Consider the following 21,665-nt stretch of genomic DNA (forward strand, 5'->3'; position numbering starts at 1 on the left):
TAAAGCCTAAACTATTCTTTTCCACATGTCGACATAAAACGTAGGTATAAGGATTTTGCGAAATCCTTAATTTTAAGTTTCGAAATGGGAGGGAATTAGATTTTGAAGAATAGATGGTCCGGTTTCTTGGCGTTGGTCATCCTGATCTCAAGTTTTACATCATACGCAGGGTTTGCATCCGCAGCTGATCCGGTGCTTTCCAAGATTGTCCTTTCCTCTAACGAGGTGACTGTGCAGCAGGGAGATACGGCTGCGTTGACGGCTACGGCTATTTACGCCGATGGGACGACTTCAAATGTAACTGTAAGCACGGATTGGAAAAGTGATAATACTGCTATTGCTACGGTATATAACGGTACAGTTTCTGGTAAGGGCGAAGGGGATGCGACTGTGGTTGCAACCTATAAGGATAAGATACAATCGGTTCAGGTACATGTAACGAAAAAGGTTAAGGCGCTCACATCCAGTGTACAAAGCTTGAGCTTGCGTTCAAGCGGCACAGGACAGATCAATCTGACAGCGACTTACAGTGATAACACGACAGCTCAGGTATCGGGTGATGCTACCTGGACCTCGGATAACCAGAAGGTAGCAACCGTAGTTAACGGATTGGTTACCGCTCAGGGAGCAGGTACAGCCAACATTAAGGCCGTATACGGTCAACAAACCGTAACGATTGCTGTGCAGGTAGAACAGGTTAAACGTTTGGATGTCAGTCCATCTGAGGTTTCCCTTTTGCTGAAGGATACCGAGAAGGTCAAATTGACAGCGACCTTCCCGGATGGAACCGTGCAGGATGTTACTGAGTCCGCCGAGTGGAGCTCCAGCAATGCAGCCGTGGCGGATGTACTGAAAGGCACGATTACGGGCTACAGCGCAGGTAAAGCGACGATTACCGGTAAATACGGTACGATGTCTGCTACCATTTCGGTGGATGTCGATCAAACGAATAAGCTGAAAGCCAGCGAATCCAATATTTTTCTCCGTTTGGATGAATCCAAAAAAGTACAGGTTTCTGCGGTGTACCCGGATGGAACGGTAACGGACGTCACGGATAAAGCTACATGGTCCACAAGCGATGAAAAAATTGCGACGGTGACCAAAGGAACGATTATGGCGATTGGAGCGGGTTCGGCTACGGTGACCGCGAAGTATGGCGATAAGACGGTTTCGATTAAGGCAGACGTGGAAACGTCCAGATATCTGGATTTGAGCGAGGACAAGTTGAGCCTGAATGCCAAGGAATCCAAGAAGCTCAAGCTAACCGCGACGTACGTAACAGGTACGGAAGAAGATATCACGGATAAGGCAGAATGGAAATCCAGCAATGAAGATATTGCTTTTGTCAGCAAGGGTGAAGTGACGGGCTATAAAACAGGTGAGGCAACGATCACTGCTTCTTATGGCGGCAAAACAGTCACAGCGACGGTATCTGTGAATGTGCCTGGTGACCTGTCCCTGTCCTCCAAAACAGCAACGATTGATATTGATGAGGATTATGTTGCTACTCTGACCGCTACGTATGCGGATGGTCGTAAGGAAGATGTGACACAGGATGCAGAATGGACTTCAAGCGCGGAAGATGTTGCTTCGGTGTCCAAAGGAACAATTACGGGTAAAGCAGCGGGTAAGGCGGCTGTTACCGCCACTTATAATGGCAAAAAGCTGACCATTAATGTACAAGTCGGTCTCGTAGACCGTTTGGAAACAGACACACGCGTGATTGCGCTTGGTGCCCAGGAAACGAAGCAGTTGAAAGTAACAGGCATCAAGAGCAGCGGTACAAAAACAGATGTAACCAAGGATGCCACCTGGACTACCAGCAATGTGAAAGTGGTCGAGGTTAGCGAGGGCTTGATCAAAGCGAATGGCAGTGGTAAGGCTACTGTTACAGCTTCTTATGGCAAGCAAAGCATTACATTTACAGTAGAAGTGGATGTAGCGCAACAGATTGAGGCGGATGCTATCGCGTTATCGCTTAAATCAGGAGATCAAAAAACCATCGCAATTGTGGTCAAATCCAGTGATGGCAAAGAAAAGGACGTTACGGCCCAAGCCGAATGGAAAACGTTAAATTATAAGGTAGCTACAGTCAAAAAGGGCCAGGTTACCGCGGTAGGCTACGGTAAAACCAATATTCAAGCGAAGTTTGGCGGGAAATATATCACCGTACCTGTGGATGTCGATACGCTTAAATATTTGCAAACCGACGAAGTCTCGCTGAATTTGAAAGCAGGACAGGTAGCTAAGGTTACGGCTACAGCTACGTATAAGGATGAGTCGGAGAAGGATGTATCCAAGCCGGCAGTCTGGTCCTCGTCCCGAATTATTGTTGCCACGGTCAAAGACGGCAGCATTAAGGCACAGGGTAAAGGTAAAGCTGTGATTACCGTGAAATATGCAGGGAAAACGACGAAGGTACAGGTGAACGTACAGTAAAAAAAAGAGCAAGCATACGTCTAAGGACGACATGCTTGCTCTTTTTTTATAAGGCGACTGTTCTCTCCCCATGTGTTATTTGGGGTGGCAGTCGCCTGAAAGCTACGACTTATCCTTCTTGGCTGGTATGTTGCGCGTAAGCGACTCCGTCAGACGCTTGCCGGTCGGCGTTTGGGCCAGGCCGCCCTTGGCTGTCTCGCGGTGCTTGGACGGCATCGCGCTGCCGACTTCTAGCATCACGTCGATGACTTCGTCAGACGGGATGGCGCTGCGCACACCCGCCAGAGCCATATCCGCGGCGGCAAGCGCGGTCACGGCTCCCAGCCCGTTGCGCACGATGCACGGAATCTCCACGAGTCCGGCGACGGGGTCGCAAATCAGGCCGAGCGTGTTCTTGAGCGCGAGGCCCACTGCATGGATGGCCTGCTCTGGCGTACCGCCGCGCAGCTCGACCATGGCCCCTGCGGCCATCCCGATGGCTGAGCCAATCTCGGCCTGACAGCCTCCCTCCGCACCGGAGATGAAGGAATTGTTGGCGATGACGTAGCCAATCGCTCCAGCGGCGAACAGTCCGCGCACCATATGCTCGTCATCCCAGCCGAACCGCTCCTGCGCGCTGATGAACACACCGGGGATGACCCCGCATGAGCCTGCGGTGGGTGTGGCGACAATGCGACCCATGGACGCATTGACCTCTGACACGGAAAGGGCGTACGCCATGGCGAGTGCCGAGGCATCGCCGGAGCAGGTTTCCCCTGCACGCAAATATTCCGCCAGGCGTTTGCCGTCGCCGCCTGTCAATCCGCTGCGGGATACAGTGTCCTGTGTTTGTCCGCGATGAACGGCCTCCTTCATGACTTCATAATAATCAGCCATTTGGCGGAAGATTTCTTCCTCCGGTGTGTTCGTCTCTTGTACCTGTTCCTTGATCATCAGGCGACCAATCGTAGTGGATTCCTCGGCGCACAAGGCACCTAATTCATGCAGATGGCTAAACCGCATCGGATTCAGCTCCTTTTTTCAAGTTAATCATTTTGATTCCATACATATGAGGCAAAGCCCGCAGCTCGGCAATTAATTCAGCCGGAGCGGGGCTATCGGTTTCAATAGCAGTGAGCGCTTCGCCATCCCGGCCTTTGCGATCCACGTGCATATAGGCAATGTTAATGTCAGCCGCGCCCAGCGCTGAAGTCACCGCGCCCAATGTTCCGGGCTTATCCGAGTGAAGAAGCACCAGCGTAGGCAACTCTCCGGTTAGATTGACCCGGAATTCGTTGAGCTGTTGAACATGAATGTTTCCACCGCCGATGGAGGAGCCTAGCAGCGTGCGCTGATCTTCACCCTTCCATAGCTCGAAGCGGACCGTGTTCGGATGAGGGGCGGGCAGTCCGCTGACAGCGAACTCTACTTCCATCCCGGCCTGCTCTGCACATTGCTCAGCATCCGGAATCCGGTAGTCGTCTGTATCGTAATTCAGCAGTCCGGCAATGAGTGCCAGGTCTGTGCCGTGTCCCTTGTACGTATCGGCAAATGAGCCGTACAGCGTCATGCGGGCACGGTCAGGTTGCACACCGAGCCAGTGCCTGGCAACACGTGCGAGCCGCACCGCGCCAGCGGTATGTGAGCTGGAGGGTCCGGTCATAGCCGGACCGATAATGGAAAATACATCTTTGAAACGCATGGTGTGGCCCCCTGTATGTTTGAATATCATAGTATATGGTGCTGCCGCGCCTTTGCGCGGGTGTGACGGTTTCTAATGCTGACGCAGCATGTAAGCACAAAAAAGGACAGGATAAGGAAATTTCCCTTATCTCTGTCCTCGTTACCTGAGAGTTTCGTGCGGTGTATACCGCCTTACCCCTTGGGTGGCTTGCGCTCTCTCCAGAGTTGCGTCAGATGACGATACATGGACCTGAGAGATTATCCGCCAGCCGGGTGCTGACGTCTTGCTCCTTCGGTGCTGCCGGGATGTGATTCCCGGACAGGCTCTCCCGTCATCTTCATTCGCGTATACCGTTCAACAATTCCTCCTAAGCGTAATGTATGCCATGCCCGGTGTCAATCACAGGTTGGTATTTTACAGAATCAGGAATCTTCTCAATAAAAAAGATTAAATTTTACATAATTATGGATGAAATCAGGAAGGAATTAGAAGGTTGATAGCTAATCTGATAGAGGACAAGCTAATTTATGGAATAATGGGAGGGACATTTACGTATGGTAAAAGGTTTTCGGTTCACAGGTTCACGCTTGAAAGGAATGCTGCATCTGGCGGCAATCGTATCACTGCTGGTAGGACTCTTCGTTCCATTCGGCCAGGTCAAGGCAGAGGGCGCGTTGACGGTAGCGGAAGCGCTTCAGCGTCAAAGCAGCGGAGGTACGGTGACGGTAGAAGGCTACGTCGTCGGACATGCCACTGGATCGAAAACGGCTAATTTCTCTGCCCCATTTGCAAATGATTTTAACGTACTGATTGCGGATCAGGCGAGTGAACGCAATACATCTAATCTGTTAAATGTGCAACTGACATCCGCGTATAGAGGACCATTCGGGCTGTCAGGCCATCCTGAGCTGATCGGCAGCAAAATTCGCGTGACGGGTGCGCTGGGTGCCTATAACAATTTTGGTGGAGTGAAAAGCCCAAGCGCTCTGGAACTGGTAAGCGGAAGCGAGCCTGGGAACCCTGGCGAACCTGATCCTGGTACTACATTGCCGGATGGAAAAGGCAAAAAAGTGCTGTTCGATAATACGCACGCACAGACAGCCGGAGCGGCGGATTGGGTTATAGATGGAGCCTTTTCCGATTTTGCCAGCGGACTGCGTAATGCTGGTTTTACCGTGGACCCGTTGAACCGTTCCATTCCTTTTACCTATGGCGAGCAGGCTATAACGTACGACAAGCTGCGCCCATATGATGTGTTCATCATTGGTGAAGCCAATGTTGCCTTTAAGGCATCCGAGCAAGCTGCTCTGGTTCAATATGTGAAGAATGGAGGCAGTATTTTCTTCATTTCTGACCACTATAACGCAGACCGGAACAAAAACCGTTGGGATTCCTCCGAGGTTATGAACGGCTACCGCCGTGGAGCCTATTCCAATCCGGCCAAAGGGATGACTACAGAAGAAGCTGCATCACCAGCTATGCAGGGACTAACCAGTTCCGACTGGCTGGCAACGAACTTTGGCGTTCGTTTTCGCTACAATGCACTCGGTGACGTAAATGCCACGGATATCGTAGCGGCAGATCAATCCTTCGGCATTACGAAGGGTGTACGTTCGATTGCCATGCATGCTGGTTCTACATTGGCGATTATGGATCCGACCAAGGCTAAAGGAATCGCTTATATTCCTACAGGCACGAAAAAATGGGGCAATGCCGTGGACCAGGGTGTCTATAACGGCGGGGGCCGTGCTGAAGGGCCTTATGCTGCTGTAGCCAAGGTAGGTCAGGGCAAGGCAGCATTTATCGGTGATTCTTCGCCAGTTGAGGATGCCACGCCGAAATATGTACGTGAGGAAAACGGACAGTCGAAGAAGACGTACGATGGTTTCAAGGAAGTCGACGATTCCACCTTCCTGGTACAAACCGTCCAATGGCTTGCATGGAAGCAGGACTATACGAAGCTGTCCGATGTGGCGGGTCTGACGCTGGACCAGCCAACACAGCTGCTGCCGTTCGAGGAGCCTGCGGCTTCTACAGAACCGCAGCCTGAGCCTTGGGCTGCTCCGGCAGCGGGCTACAAATGGTACGATCCAAGAACGTTCAAGTCCGGCTCCTATGGAGCGGCTTCGTAACCAGCGAAGAGAGTACAATTTGAGCTGGACCAGCCAGTCGCTTGATCCCTTTAAGGGCGTCAGGCGGCTTTTTTTGCGCTGAAAATTAACCTGTGGTTGGTTATTTCATTACATTTTGTGCCAGAAAGGTCGCGCTGCTGCTGAATCATTGGTTTTTTAAATGATCATGATAGTCTAATCTTAATTGATATATCCATATACTGGTGATAGGATGAATTCAAATTATTCCGACTAAATCGGTATGTAATGTTGATGAGAGGTTTAACATCAAGCGTGGCGTGCATAAGCAGGACAAGGCCATGGAGAACGGAGGAAGCACACACATTGAGTATCGAGCCGGTGTTGGAGATCAAAGGGTTAACGGTATCTTTTCGCATTAAGGATCAATATTACCCCGCAGTTGACCATCTGGATCTGACGGTCAATCCCAATGAAGTGCTGGCTGTGGTCGGAGAGTCCGGCTGCGGCAAAAGCGCGCTGGCGCTTTCGATAGCACAACTGCACGATCTGGAGCGTACCCGCGTGGAGGGACAGATTCTTTTTAAAGGCACGGATCTGAATCGTCTCTCCACAGGGCAAATGAACAAAATCCGCGGAGCAGGCATCGGCATGATTTTTCAGGACCCGCTGACAGCACTGAATCCGCTAATGAGCATTGGTAAGCAAATTGAGGAAAACCTCGATTATCATACGACCCTCTCTACGAAGCAGAAAAAGGTGCGTGTGCTGGAATTACTGGAGAGTGTGGATATTCCGAATCCCGTACGTGTATACGACCAGTATCCGCATGAGCTGTCAGGGGGGATGCGGCAGCGTGTGATGATCGCCATTGCCATCGCTTGTCGTCCTGCCCTCATTATTGCAGACGAGCCGACTACAGCGCTCGATGTAACCATTCAATCTCAAATTCTCGACTTGCTCAAGCAGCTTCAACAGGAGACTGGAAGCGGCATTATCCTGATTACGCACGATCTTGGCGTTGTGGCAGAGGTGGCGGACCGCGTGGTGGTCATGTATGCCGGAGAAATCGTGGAAAGCGCCAATGTTTTTGAATTGTTCCGACAGCCCCAGCATCCGTATACGCGCTCTTTGCTCGCATCCATGCCGGGATCACATACCAAGGGAGAACCGTTGCACGTCATCGGAGGAATCGTCCCTTCCTTGCAGGATATTCCCCGCAATAGCTGCCGCTTTGCTCCACGTATCCCCTGGATTCAGCATGAAACGCATGAGGATCATCCCCATTTAAGTGAGATTTCTCCCGGGCATTGGGTCCGCTGTACATGTTATCAGCATTTTCATTTTGAAGACGAGGCAAAGGGGGAAGCTGCTCATGGCACTGCTGGAGCTAAATGATCTGAGAGTCCATTATCCGGTGCGCGGTGGTTTCTTCCAGCGTGTGGTCGATCAGGTAAAAGCAGTGGATGGTGTGTCCATCAGCATTGAGGCGGGTCAGTCGTACGGGCTGGTTGGAGAATCCGGCTGCGGAAAAACGACTACAGGAAGGACGATCATCGGTCTAAATAAGCTGACGAGCGGGCAAGTTCTTTTTAACGGAGATGACCTAACGGCCTTAAGCCGTAACAACCTCCATCCGCTGCGGAGAGACATTCAGATGATCTTTCAGGACCCGTATTCCTCGCTCAATCCGCGTAAGCGTGTGCTGGATGTCATCGCCGAGCCGTTGCGGAATTTCGAAAAGCTGAGTAGTGAGGAGGAACGCCGAAAAGTTCAGACGCTGCTGGAAAAGGTCGGCTTGAACGCCGATGCGGCCTACAAATATCCGCATGAATTTTCCGGGGGACAGCGACAGCGGATCGGCATTGCACGTGCGCTCACGTTGAATCCAAAGCTGATCATTGCTGATGAGCCGGTATCAGCGCTGGATGTGTCCGTTCAGGCACAGGTGCTTAATTTTATGAAGGATGTGCAGCGGGAATTTAATTTGACGTATTTATTCATCAGCCACGACCTCGGTATTATCCGCCATATGTGCGACCAAATCGGGATTATGTACCAGGGGCGTCTGGTGGAACAGGGAAGCGAACAGGATATTTATGAGCATCCGCAGCATTTGTATACCCAGCGTCTTATTGCAACCATTCCGAATATAGATCCTGCCAAGCGGCTGGACAATGCTCAAAAAAGGCGAACGCTGTTGTCCTCCTACAAAACAGAGCTGCCCAAACATCTGGATGAGAACGGCAAGCCGTTTGCGCTAAAAGCGGTAAGCCCGTCCCATCAAGTCGCTTTACCATAAAGGGGGGACAAAATATGTGGAAATTTATACTGCGTCGGCTGCTGATCATGATCCCTCAGCTGTTTGCTTTGAGCATACTTATCTTTTTTCTGGCGAAGGCCATGCCGGGGGATGCCCTGACAGGACTCATAACCTCGACACCCAATTTGAATCCGGCGGCGCTGGAGGAGCAACGGCAAAAATTAGGGCTGAATGATCCGGTGTGGGTACAATATGGCAACTGGCTTGCCCGATTGGCTTATGGGGATTTGGGAAAATCATATGTACATAAAATCGGCGTCACCGATCTGATCGGTAGCCGTCTGGGGAACACGTTCTTTTTGGGCGTAGTGATCCTGATTTTGACGTATCTGATCGCGATTCCACTCGGTGTACTTAGTGGTCGTTATCAGCATAGTCCGCTGGACAAAACCGTGGTGGGTTATACCTATCTCAGCTTTGCGACCCCCTTATTTATACTCGCGTTGCTGCTACTGTACGTGTTCGGCTTCAGGCTTGGCTGGTTTCCGACCAGCGGCAGTGTGGATGTGGGCGTGGAGCCGGGAACCTCGGCATATTACATCAACAAGGCTTACCATCTTATATTGCCAGCGGTTACAGGAGCATTGCTTAGTACGACAGCCACGATTCAGTATTTGCGCAATGAGGTCATCGACACACGGTTAAAGGATTTTGTAAAAACAGCGCGTTCCAAAGGGGTACCTGAGGGGAAAATCTATTCCCGTCATATTTTCAAAAATTCGCTGCTACCGATTGCTGCCTTTTTGGGCTATGACCTGACGGGAGTGATTGCGGGCAACATTTTCCTTGAATCCATCTTTGGGTATCCGGGGCTGGGTCAGCTATTTCTCCAGTCCATCACCCAACGCGATTTTTCAGTCGTGACAGCGCTGGTGATGATTTCCGGCTTTCTGGCATTGTTGGGAACCCTTTTGTCTGATGTCATCCTGAGCAAGGTCGATCCTCGCATTCGGATCGAATAACGAACAACTTCAGAGGAAGGGGAGGGATGTAAGGTGTCCATACAGGTAGAGGAGGTTTTCACGCCAGAGATTATTCGTAAATCACCATCCAGCTGGTCTGTACTGCGCCGCGAGCTGGTGCGTGACAAAACGGCGCTGGTATCCATCGCGTTTGTGGTTTTGTTTTTGATCTTTATTTATTCATCCGTTCTGTTTGTGAATCAGGATGTAGTTACGACGGTGGATTTGGGCGCGATCCGTGAGGCTCCAAGCTCGGCGCATTGGCTGGGCACGGACCGGGCGGGCAGAGATATTTTCGGTCAGCTGGTCATTGGGGCACGCAATTCCTTCACGATTGGCTTCACGATTACGCTATTATCCGCTGCCATCGGCTTGACGCTGGGACTGCTGGCGGGTTTTTATGGCGGCTTGGTTGATAACATTATCATGCGGATCATTGATTTTATCCTGGTGCTTCCGTTTTTGATGCTGGTGATCGTATTCGTCAGTATTGTCCCCAAGAGCGGCATAGGATCTTTTATTTTCATCATGACCGCTTTTTTGTGGATTGGAAAAGCACGTCTGATTCGAGCCAAGGTACTGTCGGAGCGGGAGCTGGACTATGTGCAGGCCTCCAAAACGCTCGGCACACCCAATTGGAAAATTATCTGGTTTGGCGTACTGCCCAATCTCAGCTCGGTCGTGATCGTCAATCTGACGCTCAGCCTCGCGGGAAATATCGGGATTGAAACTGGACTTTCCTATCTCGGCTTTGGGTTGCCAGAATCCACGCCAAGCTTGGGTACGCTGGTGAGCTACGCCAATGACCCGGATGTATTACAGAATAGCTGGTGGATGTGGTTGCCTGCATCTTTACTTATTTTGGTGCTAATGCTGGCGATCAACTTTATCGGCCAGGCGCTCAAACGCGCCACGGATGCCAGACAACGATTGGGTTAATCGAAGTTCCATAATAAGGACAATGACAAGGAGGGGCTTACAATGGTTAAACGCTGGAAAAAAGGAATTCTGCCTGTTCTATCTGCAATTTTGGTGCTTTCTCTGGCCGCATGCAGCGGCGCGCCTTCCGCTTCAAATGGAGGAAAATCGTCTGATGGTACAGGCGGCTCAGGATCAGACAGCAAGCAGGTGAATGCGACAGCGCTGGCGAAGGCGGTCAAGAATGATAAGGCACCGATTAAGGGCGGTGTCATCAATTATGCACTTGTGTCCGATACCCCTTTTGAAGGAATTTTGAACCCTGTATTTTATGATGGAAACCCGGATTTTGAAGTCTTCCAATTTTTCTACCCTTCTATGTTTTCGATTGATTCCAATCTGAATATTGACGATAAAGGAGCGGCGACGATTTCCTTTTCCGCAGACAATAAGGCGGTGACTGTCAAAATTGATCCCAAGCTGAACTGGACAGATGGTAATCCCGTAACGGCGGAGGACTATGCCTTTTCCTATGAAGTCATCGGTCACAAGGACTACGAGGGTCCGCGTTACGATAGCTTTATGACGAATATTGTGGGTATGGAGGAATATCACGCGGGCAAGGCCAAAACGATTTCCGGCATCAAGGTGTTGAATGAGAAAGAGGTTACCATTCAGTTCAAGGAGCCTAATCCATCGGTGAAATCGGGACTCTGGTCTACGCCACTGGAGAAAAAGGTGTTTCAGAACATTCCCGTGAAGGATATGGCTGGATCTGATCCTGTCCGTAAAAATCCGATTGGCTATGGGCCGTTCAAAATTAAATCTATGGTCACAGGTGAATCTGTGGAATTTGTCAAAAACAAGGATTATTTTCACGGTGAGCCCAAGCTGGATGGCCTTCATTTGAAGGTTGTGAACCCGAATGTCATTACAGAAGCGCTGAAAAGCGGAGAAATTGACTGGGCCAGCTATCCAACCACCCGTTACGATGAAGCCAGCAATCCGAAAAATGTACAGTTTCTCGGTCAGGAGGAATTGTCTTATAGCTATGTAGGCTTTAAACTGGGCAAATTCGATCAGGCCAAGAGTCTAAATATTATGGACCCGAACGCCAAGCTGGCGAACAAGTCATTGCGTCAGGCGCTCGGCTATGCGCTGAATAATGAGCAGGTCGGCAAGCAGCTCTATCACGGGCTTCGGGTTCCGGCAACGTCCCTGATTCCGCCTGCCTTTAAGGGATATCATGACACGAACGCGAAGGGCATCACATATGACCCGGACAAAGCGAAAAAGCTGCTGGACGAGGCAGGATATGTGGATACCAATGGAGATGGCTACCGTGAGGACCCTAAGGGTAAGGAGCTGGTGCTCCATTATGCAGCGATGAGCGGGGATGCGACAGCCGAATCACTGGCGAAGTTCTATTTGCAAAACTGGAAGGATGTCGGGCTTCATGTGGAGCTGGTGGACGGTCGTCTACTGGAGTTCAATTCTTTCTATGATCGTGTGCAAAAGGATGATCCCGGCATCGATATTTTTGGCGGCGCATGGGGAACAGGTTCAGATGTAGATCCTGGTGGGCTGTATGGACGGGGAGCCAGCTTTAACTATTCGCGCTTTACGAGTGAAGAAAATGATAAGCTGTTGAAGGAAGGCGTGTCGGTCAAAGCCTTTGACGACAACTATCGTAAAGATATATATAATCAGTGGCAGGCGTATATGAGTGAGGAAGCTCCAATCGTACCGACGTTATTCCGCTATTCGCTGGAGGCTCTGAATAACCGGGTAGCCAATTACGACATTACCCGTGGCAAGGAGTATGGTGCAGACACGTTTGCCAATATTACGTTGACGGCGGAAAAAGCAGAAGTAGCACAATAATCTAAAAAGAAGCGCGAACCGGAGTGATCCGATCTCGTGCTTCTTTTAGCCTTTTAATGTAACCATCTGCGGAATTTCGAAGGGAGAGAAATAAGACGGAAATACGCCAGCTTCAATACTTCATAGCCGTATGTGAGGAACTGCATTTTACGAAAGCTTCTGAAAAGATCGGAATCTCCCAGCCTACGCTCAGTTTGCAAATTAAGGCGTTGGAGGAAGAACTGGGGATGACCCTCTTTAATCGTGCAGGCAAAAAGATCAAAATGACAGAGGCTGGAAAACTGTTGCTACAGCACAGCGCTCATGCGCTCAAGGATCTACAGCAGGCGAAAGCTTCCATTGAGGAGCTTCGCACCGAGCAACGGGGAAGCTTACGGATCGGTATCGCGTTGCCGGAGCTGGAGGAACCATTGCAAGAGATGTTTATGGATTTTCATCGTTTGTTTCCTAAAATCAGTCTGCACATCCACCCATCCTTTGAATTGCTGGAGCAGGTGCTGGATAACCGGATGGACCTTGGCATTACGCTGCACTCAGGTATGGATGAAAGGCTCGTCCAGCTACCGCTTCGGACGGAGAGCTACTGTCTTATTGTCCCGGCAGGACATGCGTTTGCCAACCGTTCTTCGATTGCACTGGACGAATTGAGGCACATGCCTTGGGCTATGCAGCCAGGGGATCATCCGGGTAGAAGGCACATTGAAAAATGCTTCTGTGATCGAGGGTATCCCTTTACCACTGCGATGGAGACCCATTCCATTCCTGCGATCCTGCGCTGGGTACAGGAGGGACTCGCAGTGACTATCCAGACCAAATCCCTCGCAACATCCCTGGACCGTTCATCCCTTTGTGCAGTACCTATTTCACGGGGAGTACCCGAGGTTCGGCTGGAGCTGATTCATCGGTCAGACCGTTACAAGGGAGAAGTAATCAAGAGGCTGATTGAAAAAATACATGCTGTGCTGACAGAACGTTCAGGCTGGCGGCAGCCCTGATCAAGCTATGTGTAATGAATGCTAATGAGTACGCACCTCCAGCCTGCGTGCAAGCAGCGACATGCTGTAATTGACAGCGAAGTACAGGAAAGCGGCGAACAGCAGAGCAGGAATGACGAAGGACTGATTTTGACCGCCGACAATCTGAATGTTATGTGTCAGCTCCGGCAGACTGATAATGACCGCGAGAGAAGTATCCTTGAGCAGGGAAATGAACTGGCTGACGATGGGCGGCACCATACGGCGGAGCGCTTGCGGCAAAATGATATGCCATAACGTTCTGGAATAGCTCAGCCCGGAGGACCGTGCGGCTTCAATCTGTCCTTTATGAACGGAGTTCAAACCGCTACGGACAATCTCGGCGATCATGGCACCCTCGAAGATCGACAGGCCCGTAATGGCTGCCCATTTAAGTGAAATGGAAAGACCAATGGACGGTAAGACCATACCGATGAAGAAGATAATGAGCAATAACGGAAGATTGCGAATCAGATCGATTAAAAAGGCCGCTACTTGTGAAATGACAGGTAAGCGCGTATAGCGCAGGATACCGAACACGATACCGAGCACGAAGCTGAACATGATGGAATAAACGGAGACCTCCAGCGTCAGCAGGAAGCCCTCCAGTATAAAACGCACATTAGGCCATGCAAACATACCACTGAAATCCATACGGGCTTCCCTCCTTAGGATGTTTTGGACAGGCGACGCTCCATATACAGGACAAGAAAGCTAAGTGGAACCGTCAAGGTAAGGTATAGCAACGCTGTGATGGCATAGACGGTGATGGGCATAAAGGTATCCGAGTTAATCAGATCCGAATAATACATCAGGTCCAGTCCGGCTACTATAGCTAATACGGAAGAGTTTTTGACCAGATTGATGAACTGGTTGCCAATCGCAGGCAGTACAATTTTAATCGCTTGTGGCAAAATAATACTGATCATCGTCTGGTTGTAGCTCAGCCCGGAGGAGCGTGCGGCTTCGAATTGCCCCTTCGGTACGGACTGGATACCGGCACGTATCGCTTCTGCAATAAAGGAGGCTGTGTACACAGTCAAGCCAAGCGTTCCAGACACAAACCCGTCCAAGGGAACGCCCAAAGTGGGAAGTCCCAGATAAAAGAACAATACAACGATCAGTAACGGGATATTACGAATGACCTCTACATAGACAGTCCCAATCCAGTTAAGCCATTTAAAGGGCGCAATTCGGAGGATAGCGATGATCGCGCCCAGAATAAAGCTTCCGATCAAGGCAATGACACTGGCTTGAACGGTATGAAGCAAGCCTTCTATGAAGCGGTCGCTATGGTCGAAAAGTACGTTGATATCAAAAGTAAGCATCTGCGGATGACACCCCCATTATTCGGGTTTAACCCCAAGCCATTGCTCGTGGAGCTTATCGTATTCACCGTTGCTTTTCAGTTCCTTGAGCGTATCGTTAATGGCTTGCAGCAATTCCGTTTGTCCCTTCTTCACCGCAATGCCGTAAGGTTCCTCAGTGAAGTTCCCGCCTACAAGAGTGTAATTCGGGTCTTGTTGTTGCATGCCGAGCAGAATAGAGTTATCGGTGGTCAACGCCTGCCCTTGACCTGCCTTGAGTGCGTTGAATGCATCCTGGTAGTTTTCGAACTCCAGTATAGTCGCTTTGGGTGCTTTTTCGCGTATATTTTTGGCGGAGGTGGAGCCTTTAACTGCGAGTACCTTGGTAGCCGGGGTCAGGGACTCCAGACCGGTAATCGGGCTTCCTTTTTTCACGAGCAGGGATTGCCCGGCGTTAAAGTAGACATCGCTGAAATCAACCTGCTTTTTACGTTCGTCCGAAATGGTCATGGTTGCGATAATGGCGTCGATGTCCCCGTTTTGCAGCAAGGTGATTCGTGTTTTGGATGTGACTTCCTTCAATTCAAGCTTGGTTTCGTCTCCAAAAATATGTTTGGCTACCGCCTTGGCAATGTCGATATCAAAGCCTTCTACTTCCCCGCTAGCCGGGTCTTTCAGACCGAACAGCTTGGTGTCGTATTTCACCCCAACAACCAGCTTGCCACGTTGCTTGATGGCTTCCAGCCCGTTGGCTGCCGCCGCCTCATTCCCCGACGTTGCCGTTCCTTGCTTGCCTCCACAGCCAGCCAAAACGAGTAGACAGGACAGCGTAAGCAGCATAAGGGCACTCCATGAATATCTTTTTCTCATTTGAACAATCCCCTTTCGATTTACATTCTGAATTTACACTCCAGAGGAGTTTGCAAAAATCCTGACTCCATTTAAAGGTCTGCTTAATGATGAATCAGACGGCTCAGGAACAGGCGTGCCCGCTCTTCACCCGGATTCTGAAAAAACTCGGCAGGCTGACTGTCTTCTAAAATCTGTCCTTTGTCCATGAAAATGACGCGATCCGCTACTTCACGGGCAAAGCCCATTTCATGAGTCACAATGACCATAGTGATGCCCTGATGGGCGAGCGAACGCATAACATCCAGTACCTCCCCAATGGTTTCGGGATCAAGAGCGGAGGTAGGCTCGTCAAACAGCATGATCTTTGGATTCATCGCGAGGCCACGGGCGATAGCAACCCGTTGCTGCTGTCCCCCGGACAATTGGGCGGGGTAGCTCTGTGCTTTTTCCTCGATTCCAACACGCTTCAAATAGGTGATGGCTGTTTGGGTAGCCTCTTTCTTTGAGATGCCCAGCACCTTCATGGGTGCGAGTACAATGTTCTCGATTACCTTTTTATGGGGATACAAATTGAAATGCTGGAATACCATACCGATATTGCGCCGGAAGGCGTTAATATCAATCTTTTTGTCATGTACAGGTATTTCGTTGACGATCAGTTCCCCGTCCGATATGGTTTCCAAACGGTTGATGCAGCGTAGCAGGGTGCTTTTACCCGAGCCAGAGGGTCCGATGATCACGACGACCTCGCCCTCCTTAATCTGAAGATTGATGTCTTTAAGTACATGGAAGTGACCAAAATGCTTGTTGACGTTGCGAAACTGGATCAGAAGGCTCACCCCTTTCAGGCTTGGATACATAGCTTGGTAGATTGGCTGGCATGATCAAGCTCTATCAAAATTTCAAAATTTTCTCTCATGATACTATAAGCTTACAATAAAAAACAAGATTTTATGTCATAAAACTTCACGTAAAATATATTTTTATGTAATTATTCATGAGTGAACCGGTATTTTCACATGTAAACGAGCATGAATGCATAAATTAATGTTATTTTATTTGACATAAAATAATCTCCTTCGACATTCCAAGGGAGAAACGTGACAAAAGCAACGCTATGTTTTACAGTAGGGGAGAAGGAATTTAGGGTAAAGGAAGGTTAGTACAATGACGAAAGCTATTTCACCGCTGGTAACCGCATTGGGCATGGAGCCCCATCCGGAAGGCGGCTGGTACAAAGAAATGTGGAAGTCCCATTTTCAAATTCCGAAGCCTGTACTGCCGGATGTGTATTCCGGTCCGCGCTTTGCAGCTTCATCGACGTATTTTTTGCTGCATCCGGGCGAGTTCTCCGAGTGGCATGTCGTGCATTCGGATGAGCTGTGGCTGTATCATAGCGGAAGCCCTGTGGAGTTGAAATTGGGTGGAAGCGGAGAACAACCTGGTGAAGAAACGGTGATTATTGTCGGTGCCGATGTGGAGGCAGGACAGCATCCACAAGCGCTGGTGCCGGGCACAGTATGGCAAACGGCGCGTCCGCTTGGGGATGAGCCTGTGCTGGTAACCTGTGTCGTTGCTCCGGGATTCCACTTTGACGATTTCAAGCTGATTGCAAAGGTGTAAAACTGAATAAGGAAGTTTTTATTGGCGGGTGTGTTCCTTAAATCAACAGGAATGACCCGCCTGATTTATATTCTCAGCCGGGTTTGGATAGTTTCCTGGCTTATAGAGGTGCAGGTTGTTTTTTGACATGGACATTATGGCGCTTTCGAATGTCTTTTGCGAGGTTTTTGATCCGTGTAGTGTTGTATGAGCTGCTCTGTTTCCGGCTAATCTTGGAATACACGGCATAACGATTTCTTCCCATTCGTTTGGCATGGTACATGGCGATATCCGCCTCTTTGAGCAATGTCTGCAGATTGTCCTTCTGGGATGGATTCAAGCTAATACCAATACTTCCTGTGACAGATAGTCTGTGTCCATGAATGCTGTAGGCGCTGCTGATTTTTCTTAGGAGGAGTTGCGCCAAAATTTTTACCTGGTCGGAATCAAAATTTTTTATAATGAGTAAAAATTCATCCCCTCCAATTCGAAAAGCCTTTTGGTTCGCATTCATGACTTGTAGCAGATGAAGGCTAACTTCATGTAACAACATATCGCCAACCTTGTGTCCATAAGCATCATTAATGGCTTTGAAGCCGTCCAGGTCAATGTATAAAATAGCAGTGCTTTCTTTGCCTTTATGTTGCTGCCAAAAGTGGTTGAGCGCATTCCGATTGAACAAACCTGTTACAGGGTCTTGGTAAGCAAGTTTCCTTAGCATAGTTCTTTCCACAAATACAGACCTTAAAAAAATCCCAAGGCATGTCCATACGATCAGGTTTAAGATCAATAAACATAAGAGCATGTAGGAGTTTTGAGCTAAATTCAAGTTCATGTCACCACTCATATCATTGATAGTTGTTCCCCTTCCTCGTTTTGTGTAAGCCGAGAAAGGGGATTGTTTGATTATTTTATTATTTAATTCTTTTATTTTTATGCATCCGTCTGTATTTCAAATAGGCACCCAGAAGAATGAAAGACATTCCGCTCAAATAGAAGGGAGCAGGACTGTTTTCTCCTGTCTGCGGTAATTTATTTACCTGCGGAGTACGACCTGGATCACTTGGGTCCTCGGGGTCCTCAACAGGGAACTTGATGCCTCCTTTGGGTATGGGTTCATCTTCAATCTCTACAGGTGGAGACGATTTCTGAGGAGGATCAATTTCTGGCGATTCCGGCAGCGCATCGGGTTCTGCAGGAGGCTGCACAATCTCTGGAACACCCAATGGCACATCTTCATCTTTAACGATCTGTGGCTCATTGGTTACTGGCTTAACGGGTACATTCGGCGTTTCTGTGGGTTCAGGATCTTTATCGTGCTTTTTACCTGAACCCGGATTCGTAGGCGTTCCTGGATTCGTAGGCGTTTCCGGATCAGTAGGTTTACCCGGATCGACAGGGGTCTCTTTTTCATTAGTTACCACAATCTGCTTAATACCTGAGCTTTCTTTAACCGTGGCGTCTATTTTGACCGCTGTCTTCGAGGCTGTTATTTTATAGCCTGCTGGAGCCGCAAGTTCCTCCAGAATATATTCATCATACAGCAATGAATTGAACAAAATTTTCCCGTCTGCATTGGTAGTTTGAATGAGCGGGGCTCTTTTTTGGTTCTTATCATAGAGTGCAAAGCGTGCTCCAGGCAACACCTTGTCAGGATGATCCTGGTCAACCTTGGTCACTTCCAGGCTTCCTGTTATGCCTCCCCCTGAACCTGAACCGGAGGATGTCCGCACGATGATTTCTTTACTGGTTTCTCTCAGCTCCGTAGTTAAGCGGTCGCCTTCAAAATAGACGTTGTTACTCACTTTCGCTTTATCATCCGCTTGAATAAAAGATTGATATTCCAAAATATAGCCGGATGAAATGGCCTGTGTGAAGCCAAGCTCAAAGGATTGCTGACCTTGATCGTTTGTCGTAATTTTCAGCTTATAATCCTGATCTTTGACTAATTCAGTGTCTTTGGCAGCTTCTCCGTTGGCTGATACTTTGGTGGAATACAAATGAAAGGAATCTTCAATCAGGATTTGATTGCTGCTGGGTGTATCCACGATTTTGGCGTTGGAGACATAAGATTGCCCTTCATTGATCCGGATCTGCCAGTCAATCTTATTACCATTCTGGCTACCGGCTTTTGTAACGTATTCTCCCCCATGAGGCACAGTTACTTTGGCTGCCCACTCAGAGATCATGTTTTTTCCATCCATCAGCAGAGCCTTATTGTTGATTTCTTTATCAATAAGCTCTCCCTCTAATGTGGTCTGGAAAGTGATCCAGTAGGGAGTGTTGATCTGTTCATTAAAACGGATACGCAGCTCATTGCCGTTATCAGCGGTGGGAAGAACAAGGGTGTATTGGTCTGCCGACAGTTCAGCTCCCTTTTCCACACCATTCCACCATCCAAGCAGTGTCATGTCATACACTTTGGCAGAGCCGGGAACCAGCTTCTGACCTTGCTGTAGCGTATCCTTTATTTCAGCCTGATTCAGGGTTTTACGGTTATAGTTCGTCAAGATGTCCCATGTGATGTGCTTGGAGGTAGCGTTATAGCTTCCTTGCTTGGCACCGTTCTGCTGTGTCAGATTGTCAGGCCATAGCCGGGCTTCGGCTTCAGCAGAGTAGGGCGTTCCATTTTGCACCCATGAGATGGAAGCTTTATTCCAGAACTCCGGCTTGCTCGTATCCTTTTTCCATTCATTGTTAAATGTTGTTGAATAGCTGATGGTATACGCGTCCTGGATCGTTTTATGGAAACGTATCGTGAATCCTTGCTTATAGTCTTGCGATAAAGGAATCAGTTCATAATCTGCTGGTGATGTTAGCGTTGATTTTCCGTCCGCGCTTTGGATCTTTAATGTATCTGGTAAGAGAGCCAGACCGCCATTCGGAAACGTATCGTTGATCACAACCTGATTCATCGTGTATTTATCCGTATTGATGGCAATAACCCAGGGAATCGTTTTTGTGTTGTAGTTCGGTTCCTTGAAGCCTTTGACAATGACCCCGCTTTTTAGCTCAGTGGTGGTATCTTTGGTTACTCCATCAGACGTTACGGTATTCGTTATCCGTTCATTTTTAAGTACACGATCTACCGCCTTGGTTTGATAACGGATCGTGTATGCTTCCTCCACATCGGAGTTGAAGCGTAAATCGAAGCCGTTGGCCGTTTCATTGCTAACCAGTGAGACGGTATATTCGGAGGAAGAAAGTTCCTCAGAAGTAGCTCCTTTGTACACTTTAAGTGAACCGGCCACGAGCTGCTGGCTTTTGTTGAAACGGTCAGCTAACACAGCTTTCCCGGCGGGAATTTTCTTTTCGCCAAAATTATACTTGATCGCCCAGGATACCGTTTGAGTAACCGGGTCGTATTGCTCCATTTTTTTGGACAAAAATTCGCCGCGTTGAACGGTTACTGTAGCTGTTGCAGAAGCGTCTTTCGTATTGCTGCCTGAAAAAGTGGCTGTGTTGGAAAAACGGGATTCTTCGCTGGTGATGTTAGTGGAGTATTGGATTCGGTATGCGCTGCGGATGTTTTCATCTTTAAAACGGATGATGAAGCCGGTACCAGCCGAATCGGCTTCCAGCGTATACTTATCCTTATCCACCGGATCACGCAGCAAGGTTGAACCATCCACGTTGATTTGTAAATGGTATAACCGGATAGAATCCCTCACCAGCTCCAATCCTTGGGGAGTCGGGTCGGTGACTACAGCATGTTGAACCGTATCCAATTGTTTATTTACGTCAATCGTCCAATCAATCTGATGGGTTCCATTGGCTTTCCCTTGCTTATCCAGGGAAGAGCCTGCCGCAGGCTTGATATTTACGACTGCTGTTTGTACGCCACCCTTGATCGGGATGGCGATAATGACCTCTGTACTGCCTTTTTCTATTTGCTTGCTGAACTCGGTCTTAACCTCCAGTTTTCCGCTGACATTGGAATGGCTCTCCACGTAATCGTTAAAAGTCATGACCACTTTGCCTTGGCGGTCTACCGTGAAATGGCCAACATTTCCATCTGTCGTAACCAAAGGAGAGGAGATATCTGTGTAGATTTCAAATTGCTCGGGCAATTGAAAAGTAAAAGTGTCTCCGGCTTTGTACGTATTGTTGGGAAGCTCCCAGTCATAAATGAGATGGACTGCATCGTCAATGTCCAAGCGGCTATCGGGATTGTATACCGCATCAATCACTTGACCAGTCGCATCGGTCAGGGTAAGTTTCGTTAAAATACTTGCTTGAGCAGCTTCTTCAGAATTCGTGGTGGCCGCTGCCTGAACAACAGGAGCTGGTAGGGAAGGAGGCTTCTGCTGTTCTGGTTCTATGACTGGTTCTGTTTCGGGTACTACGATATCATATACATCATTTGTAACGGTTTGCCCTGCCTCGGTTCCGGCAATCTCCGGCTGATCCGGGGCAGGGATTTGAGCATAAGCTTGGGTGATACCAAAAAAGCTTTGTAAAATGAGTAATAATGCAATAATCATTACATTCCATTTTTTTCTCATACTCTATTTAAGTCTCCTTTCTAAAGATTACTGTATAAAGATTACTGTATATTGTATTCATGTCCGGGCGTTTATAGCATCCCTCCTTCTTTCCCGGAAGTAATATA

17 protein-coding genes and 1 riboswitch are annotated in these 21,665 nt (G+C 48.9%); of the genes, 9 read left to right on the plus strand and 8 right to left on the minus strand.

All coding sequences use genetic code 11. The annotated features are described in order from the left end of the window. Positions 1 to 102 precede the first annotated feature (102 nt). The gene (locus ABH897_RS23635; RefSeq protein ID WP_404592803.1) at positions 103 to 2,439 is read left to right on the plus strand and encodes an Ig-like domain-containing protein; all 2,337 of its coding nucleotides are present in this window, start codon (positions 103 to 105) and stop codon (positions 2,437 to 2,439) included. Between the two features lie 102 nt (positions 2,440 to 2,541). Here ABH897_RS23635 and sdaAA read toward each other — a convergent pair whose 3' ends face one another. Together sdaAA and sdaAB are read right to left on the minus strand one after the other, a co-directional pair. Beyond that, positions 2,542 to 3,441, minus strand: a complete 900-nt coding sequence (gene sdaAA, locus ABH897_RS23640; protein WP_283654284.1) for an L-serine ammonia-lyase, iron-sulfur-dependent, subunit alpha — start codon at positions 3,439 to 3,441, stop codon at positions 2,542 to 2,544. Then, the gene (sdaAB, locus tag ABH897_RS23645) at positions 3,431 to 4,120 is read right to left on the minus strand and encodes an L-serine ammonia-lyase, iron-sulfur-dependent subunit beta (RefSeq protein ID WP_283654285.1); all 690 of its coding nucleotides are present in this window, start codon (positions 4,118 to 4,120) and stop codon (positions 3,431 to 3,433) included. The genes sdaAA and sdaAB overlap by 11 nt, the downstream gene beginning before the upstream one ends. Before the next feature lie 209 nt (positions 4,121 to 4,329). Beyond that, positions 4,330 to 4,443, minus strand: a riboswitch (glycine riboswitch). A gap of 213 nt (positions 4,444 to 4,656) precedes the next feature. On the opposite strand from sdaAB, the gene ABH897_RS23650 reads away from it, so the two are divergent. From ABH897_RS23650 to ABH897_RS23680, 7 genes are all read left to right on the plus strand, one after another. Beyond that, complete coding sequence (locus tag ABH897_RS23650; RefSeq protein WP_283654286.1) at positions 4,657 to 6,234, plus strand: DUF6359 domain-containing protein; 1,578 nt, start codon at positions 4,657 to 4,659, stop codon at positions 6,232 to 6,234. A gap of 324 nt (positions 6,235 to 6,558) precedes the next feature. Next, on the plus strand, positions 6,559 to 7,590 hold the full coding sequence (locus ABH897_RS23655) for an ABC transporter ATP-binding protein (RefSeq protein WP_404521514.1): 1,032 nt from the start codon (positions 6,559 to 6,561) through the stop codon (positions 7,588 to 7,590). Further along, positions 7,568 to 8,494, plus strand: a complete 927-nt coding sequence (locus ABH897_RS23660; RefSeq protein WP_283654288.1) for an ABC transporter ATP-binding protein — start codon at positions 7,568 to 7,570, stop codon at positions 8,492 to 8,494. Before ABH897_RS23655 ends, ABH897_RS23660 begins: the two co-directional genes overlap by 23 nt. Positions 8,495 to 8,508: 14 nt before the next feature. Next, positions 8,509 to 9,477 carry an oligopeptide ABC transporter permease gene (gene opp4B, locus ABH897_RS23665; RefSeq protein ID WP_283657538.1) on the plus strand — a complete coding sequence of 323 codons (969 nt, stop codon included), beginning with the start codon at positions 8,509 to 8,511 and terminating at the stop codon, positions 9,475 to 9,477. 39 nt (positions 9,478 to 9,516) lie between these two features. Then, a complete protein-coding gene (locus tag ABH897_RS23670) occupies positions 9,517 to 10,416 on the plus strand; it encodes an ABC transporter permease (RefSeq protein ID WP_192512264.1) in 900 nt (299 codons plus the stop codon). 42 nt (positions 10,417 to 10,458) lie between these two features. Further along, the gene (gene opp4A, locus ABH897_RS23675) at positions 10,459 to 12,279 is read left to right on the plus strand and encodes an oligopeptide ABC transporter substrate-binding protein (protein WP_283654289.1); all 1,821 of its coding nucleotides are present in this window, start codon (positions 10,459 to 10,461) and stop codon (positions 12,277 to 12,279) included. Between the two features lie 101 nt (positions 12,280 to 12,380). Continuing rightward, positions 12,381 to 13,274, plus strand: coding sequence for a LysR family transcriptional regulator (locus ABH897_RS23680; protein ID WP_404592818.1), 894 nt, complete (start codon positions 12,381 to 12,383; stop codon positions 13,272 to 13,274). Positions 13,275 to 13,295: 21 nt separating this feature from the next. Here the strand turns inward: ABH897_RS23680 and ABH897_RS23685 are convergent, their stop codons facing one another. The 4 genes from ABH897_RS23685 to ABH897_RS23700 form a co-directional block, all read right to left on the minus strand. Then, complete coding sequence (locus tag ABH897_RS23685; protein ID WP_283654290.1) at positions 13,296 to 13,946, minus strand: amino acid ABC transporter permease; 651 nt, start codon at positions 13,944 to 13,946, stop codon at positions 13,296 to 13,298. Between the two features lie 14 nt (positions 13,947 to 13,960). Further along, positions 13,961 to 14,620, minus strand: coding sequence for an amino acid ABC transporter permease (locus ABH897_RS23690; protein WP_283654291.1), 660 nt, complete (start codon positions 14,618 to 14,620; stop codon positions 13,961 to 13,963). A gap of 18 nt (positions 14,621 to 14,638) precedes the next feature. Then, positions 14,639 to 15,469, minus strand: coding sequence for a transporter substrate-binding domain-containing protein (locus ABH897_RS23695; RefSeq protein ID WP_283654292.1), 831 nt, complete (start codon positions 15,467 to 15,469; stop codon positions 14,639 to 14,641). Between the two features lie 83 nt (positions 15,470 to 15,552). Then, entirely contained in the window at positions 15,553 to 16,311 is a 759-nt protein-coding gene (locus ABH897_RS23700) for an amino acid ABC transporter ATP-binding protein (protein ID WP_044647746.1), read from the minus strand. 307 nt (positions 16,312 to 16,618) lie between these two features. Here ABH897_RS23700 and ABH897_RS23705 point away from each other — a divergent pair, with 307 nt between their 5' ends. Further along, positions 16,619 to 17,074 carry a cupin domain-containing protein gene (locus ABH897_RS23705; protein ID WP_283654294.1) on the plus strand — a complete coding sequence of 152 codons (456 nt, stop codon included), beginning with the start codon at positions 16,619 to 16,621 and terminating at the stop codon, positions 17,072 to 17,074. Positions 17,075 to 17,174: 100 nt separating this feature from the next. Here ABH897_RS23705 and ABH897_RS23710 read toward each other — a convergent pair whose 3' ends face one another. Both ABH897_RS23710 and ABH897_RS23715 read right to left on the minus strand, forming a co-directional pair. Then, positions 17,175 to 17,900 carry a diguanylate cyclase domain-containing protein gene (locus ABH897_RS23710; protein ID WP_404529714.1) on the minus strand — a complete coding sequence of 242 codons (726 nt, stop codon included), beginning with the start codon at positions 17,898 to 17,900 and terminating at the stop codon, positions 17,175 to 17,177. A gap of 67 nt (positions 17,901 to 17,967) precedes the next feature. Next, positions 17,968 to 21,558, minus strand: coding sequence for a collagen binding domain-containing protein (locus ABH897_RS23715; RefSeq protein WP_404592804.1), 3,591 nt, complete (start codon positions 21,556 to 21,558; stop codon positions 17,968 to 17,970). Positions 21,559 to 21,665: the final 107 nt, after the last annotated feature.

This window comes from Paenibacillus sp. RC73, from assembly GCF_044908085.1.
Taxonomy (GTDB): Bacteria; Bacillota; Bacilli; order Paenibacillales; family Paenibacillaceae; genus Paenibacillus; species Paenibacillus terrae_A.

Coding starts and splice junctions, on each gene's coding strand:
- sdaAA (WP_283654284.1), bottom strand. CDS start 3,441: ATGCGGTTTAGCCATCTGCATGAATTAGGTGCCTTGTGCGCCGAGGAA.
- sdaAB (WP_283654285.1), bottom strand. CDS start 4,120: ATGCGTTTCAAAGATGTATTTTCCATTATCGGTCCGGCTATGACCGGA.
- ABH897_RS23650 (WP_283654286.1), top strand. CDS start 4,657: ATGGTAAAAGGTTTTCGGTTCACAGGTTCACGCTTGAAAGGAATGCTG.
- ABH897_RS23660 (WP_283654288.1), top strand. CDS start 7,568: ATGGCACTGCTGGAGCTAAATGATCTGAGAGTCCATTATCCGGTGCGC.
- opp4B (WP_283657538.1), top strand. CDS start 8,509: ATGTGGAAATTTATACTGCGTCGGCTGCTGATCATGATCCCTCAGCTG.
- opp4A (WP_283654289.1), top strand. CDS start 10,459: ATGGTTAAACGCTGGAAAAAAGGAATTCTGCCTGTTCTATCTGCAATT.
- ABH897_RS23685 (WP_283654290.1), bottom strand. CDS start 13,946: ATGGATTTCAGTGGTATGTTTGCATGGCCTAATGTGCGTTTTATACTG.
- ABH897_RS23690 (WP_283654291.1), bottom strand. CDS start 14,620: ATGCTTACTTTTGATATCAACGTACTTTTCGACCATAGCGACCGCTTC.
- ABH897_RS23695 (WP_283654292.1), bottom strand. CDS start 15,469: ATGAGAAAAAGATATTCATGGAGTGCCCTTATGCTGCTTACGCTGTCC.
- ABH897_RS23700 (WP_044647746.1), bottom strand. CDS start 16,311: ATGTATCCAAGCCTGAAAGGGGTGAGCCTTCTGATCCAGTTTCGCAAC.
- ABH897_RS23705 (WP_283654294.1), top strand. CDS start 16,619: ATGACGAAAGCTATTTCACCGCTGGTAACCGCATTGGGCATGGAGCCC.
- ABH897_RS23710 (WP_404529714.1), bottom strand. CDS start 17,900: ATGAGTGGTGACATGAACTTGAATTTAGCTCAAAACTCCTACATGCTC.
- ABH897_RS23715 (WP_404592804.1), bottom strand. CDS start 21,558: ATGAGAAAAAAATGGAATGTAATGATTATTGCATTATTACTCATTTTA.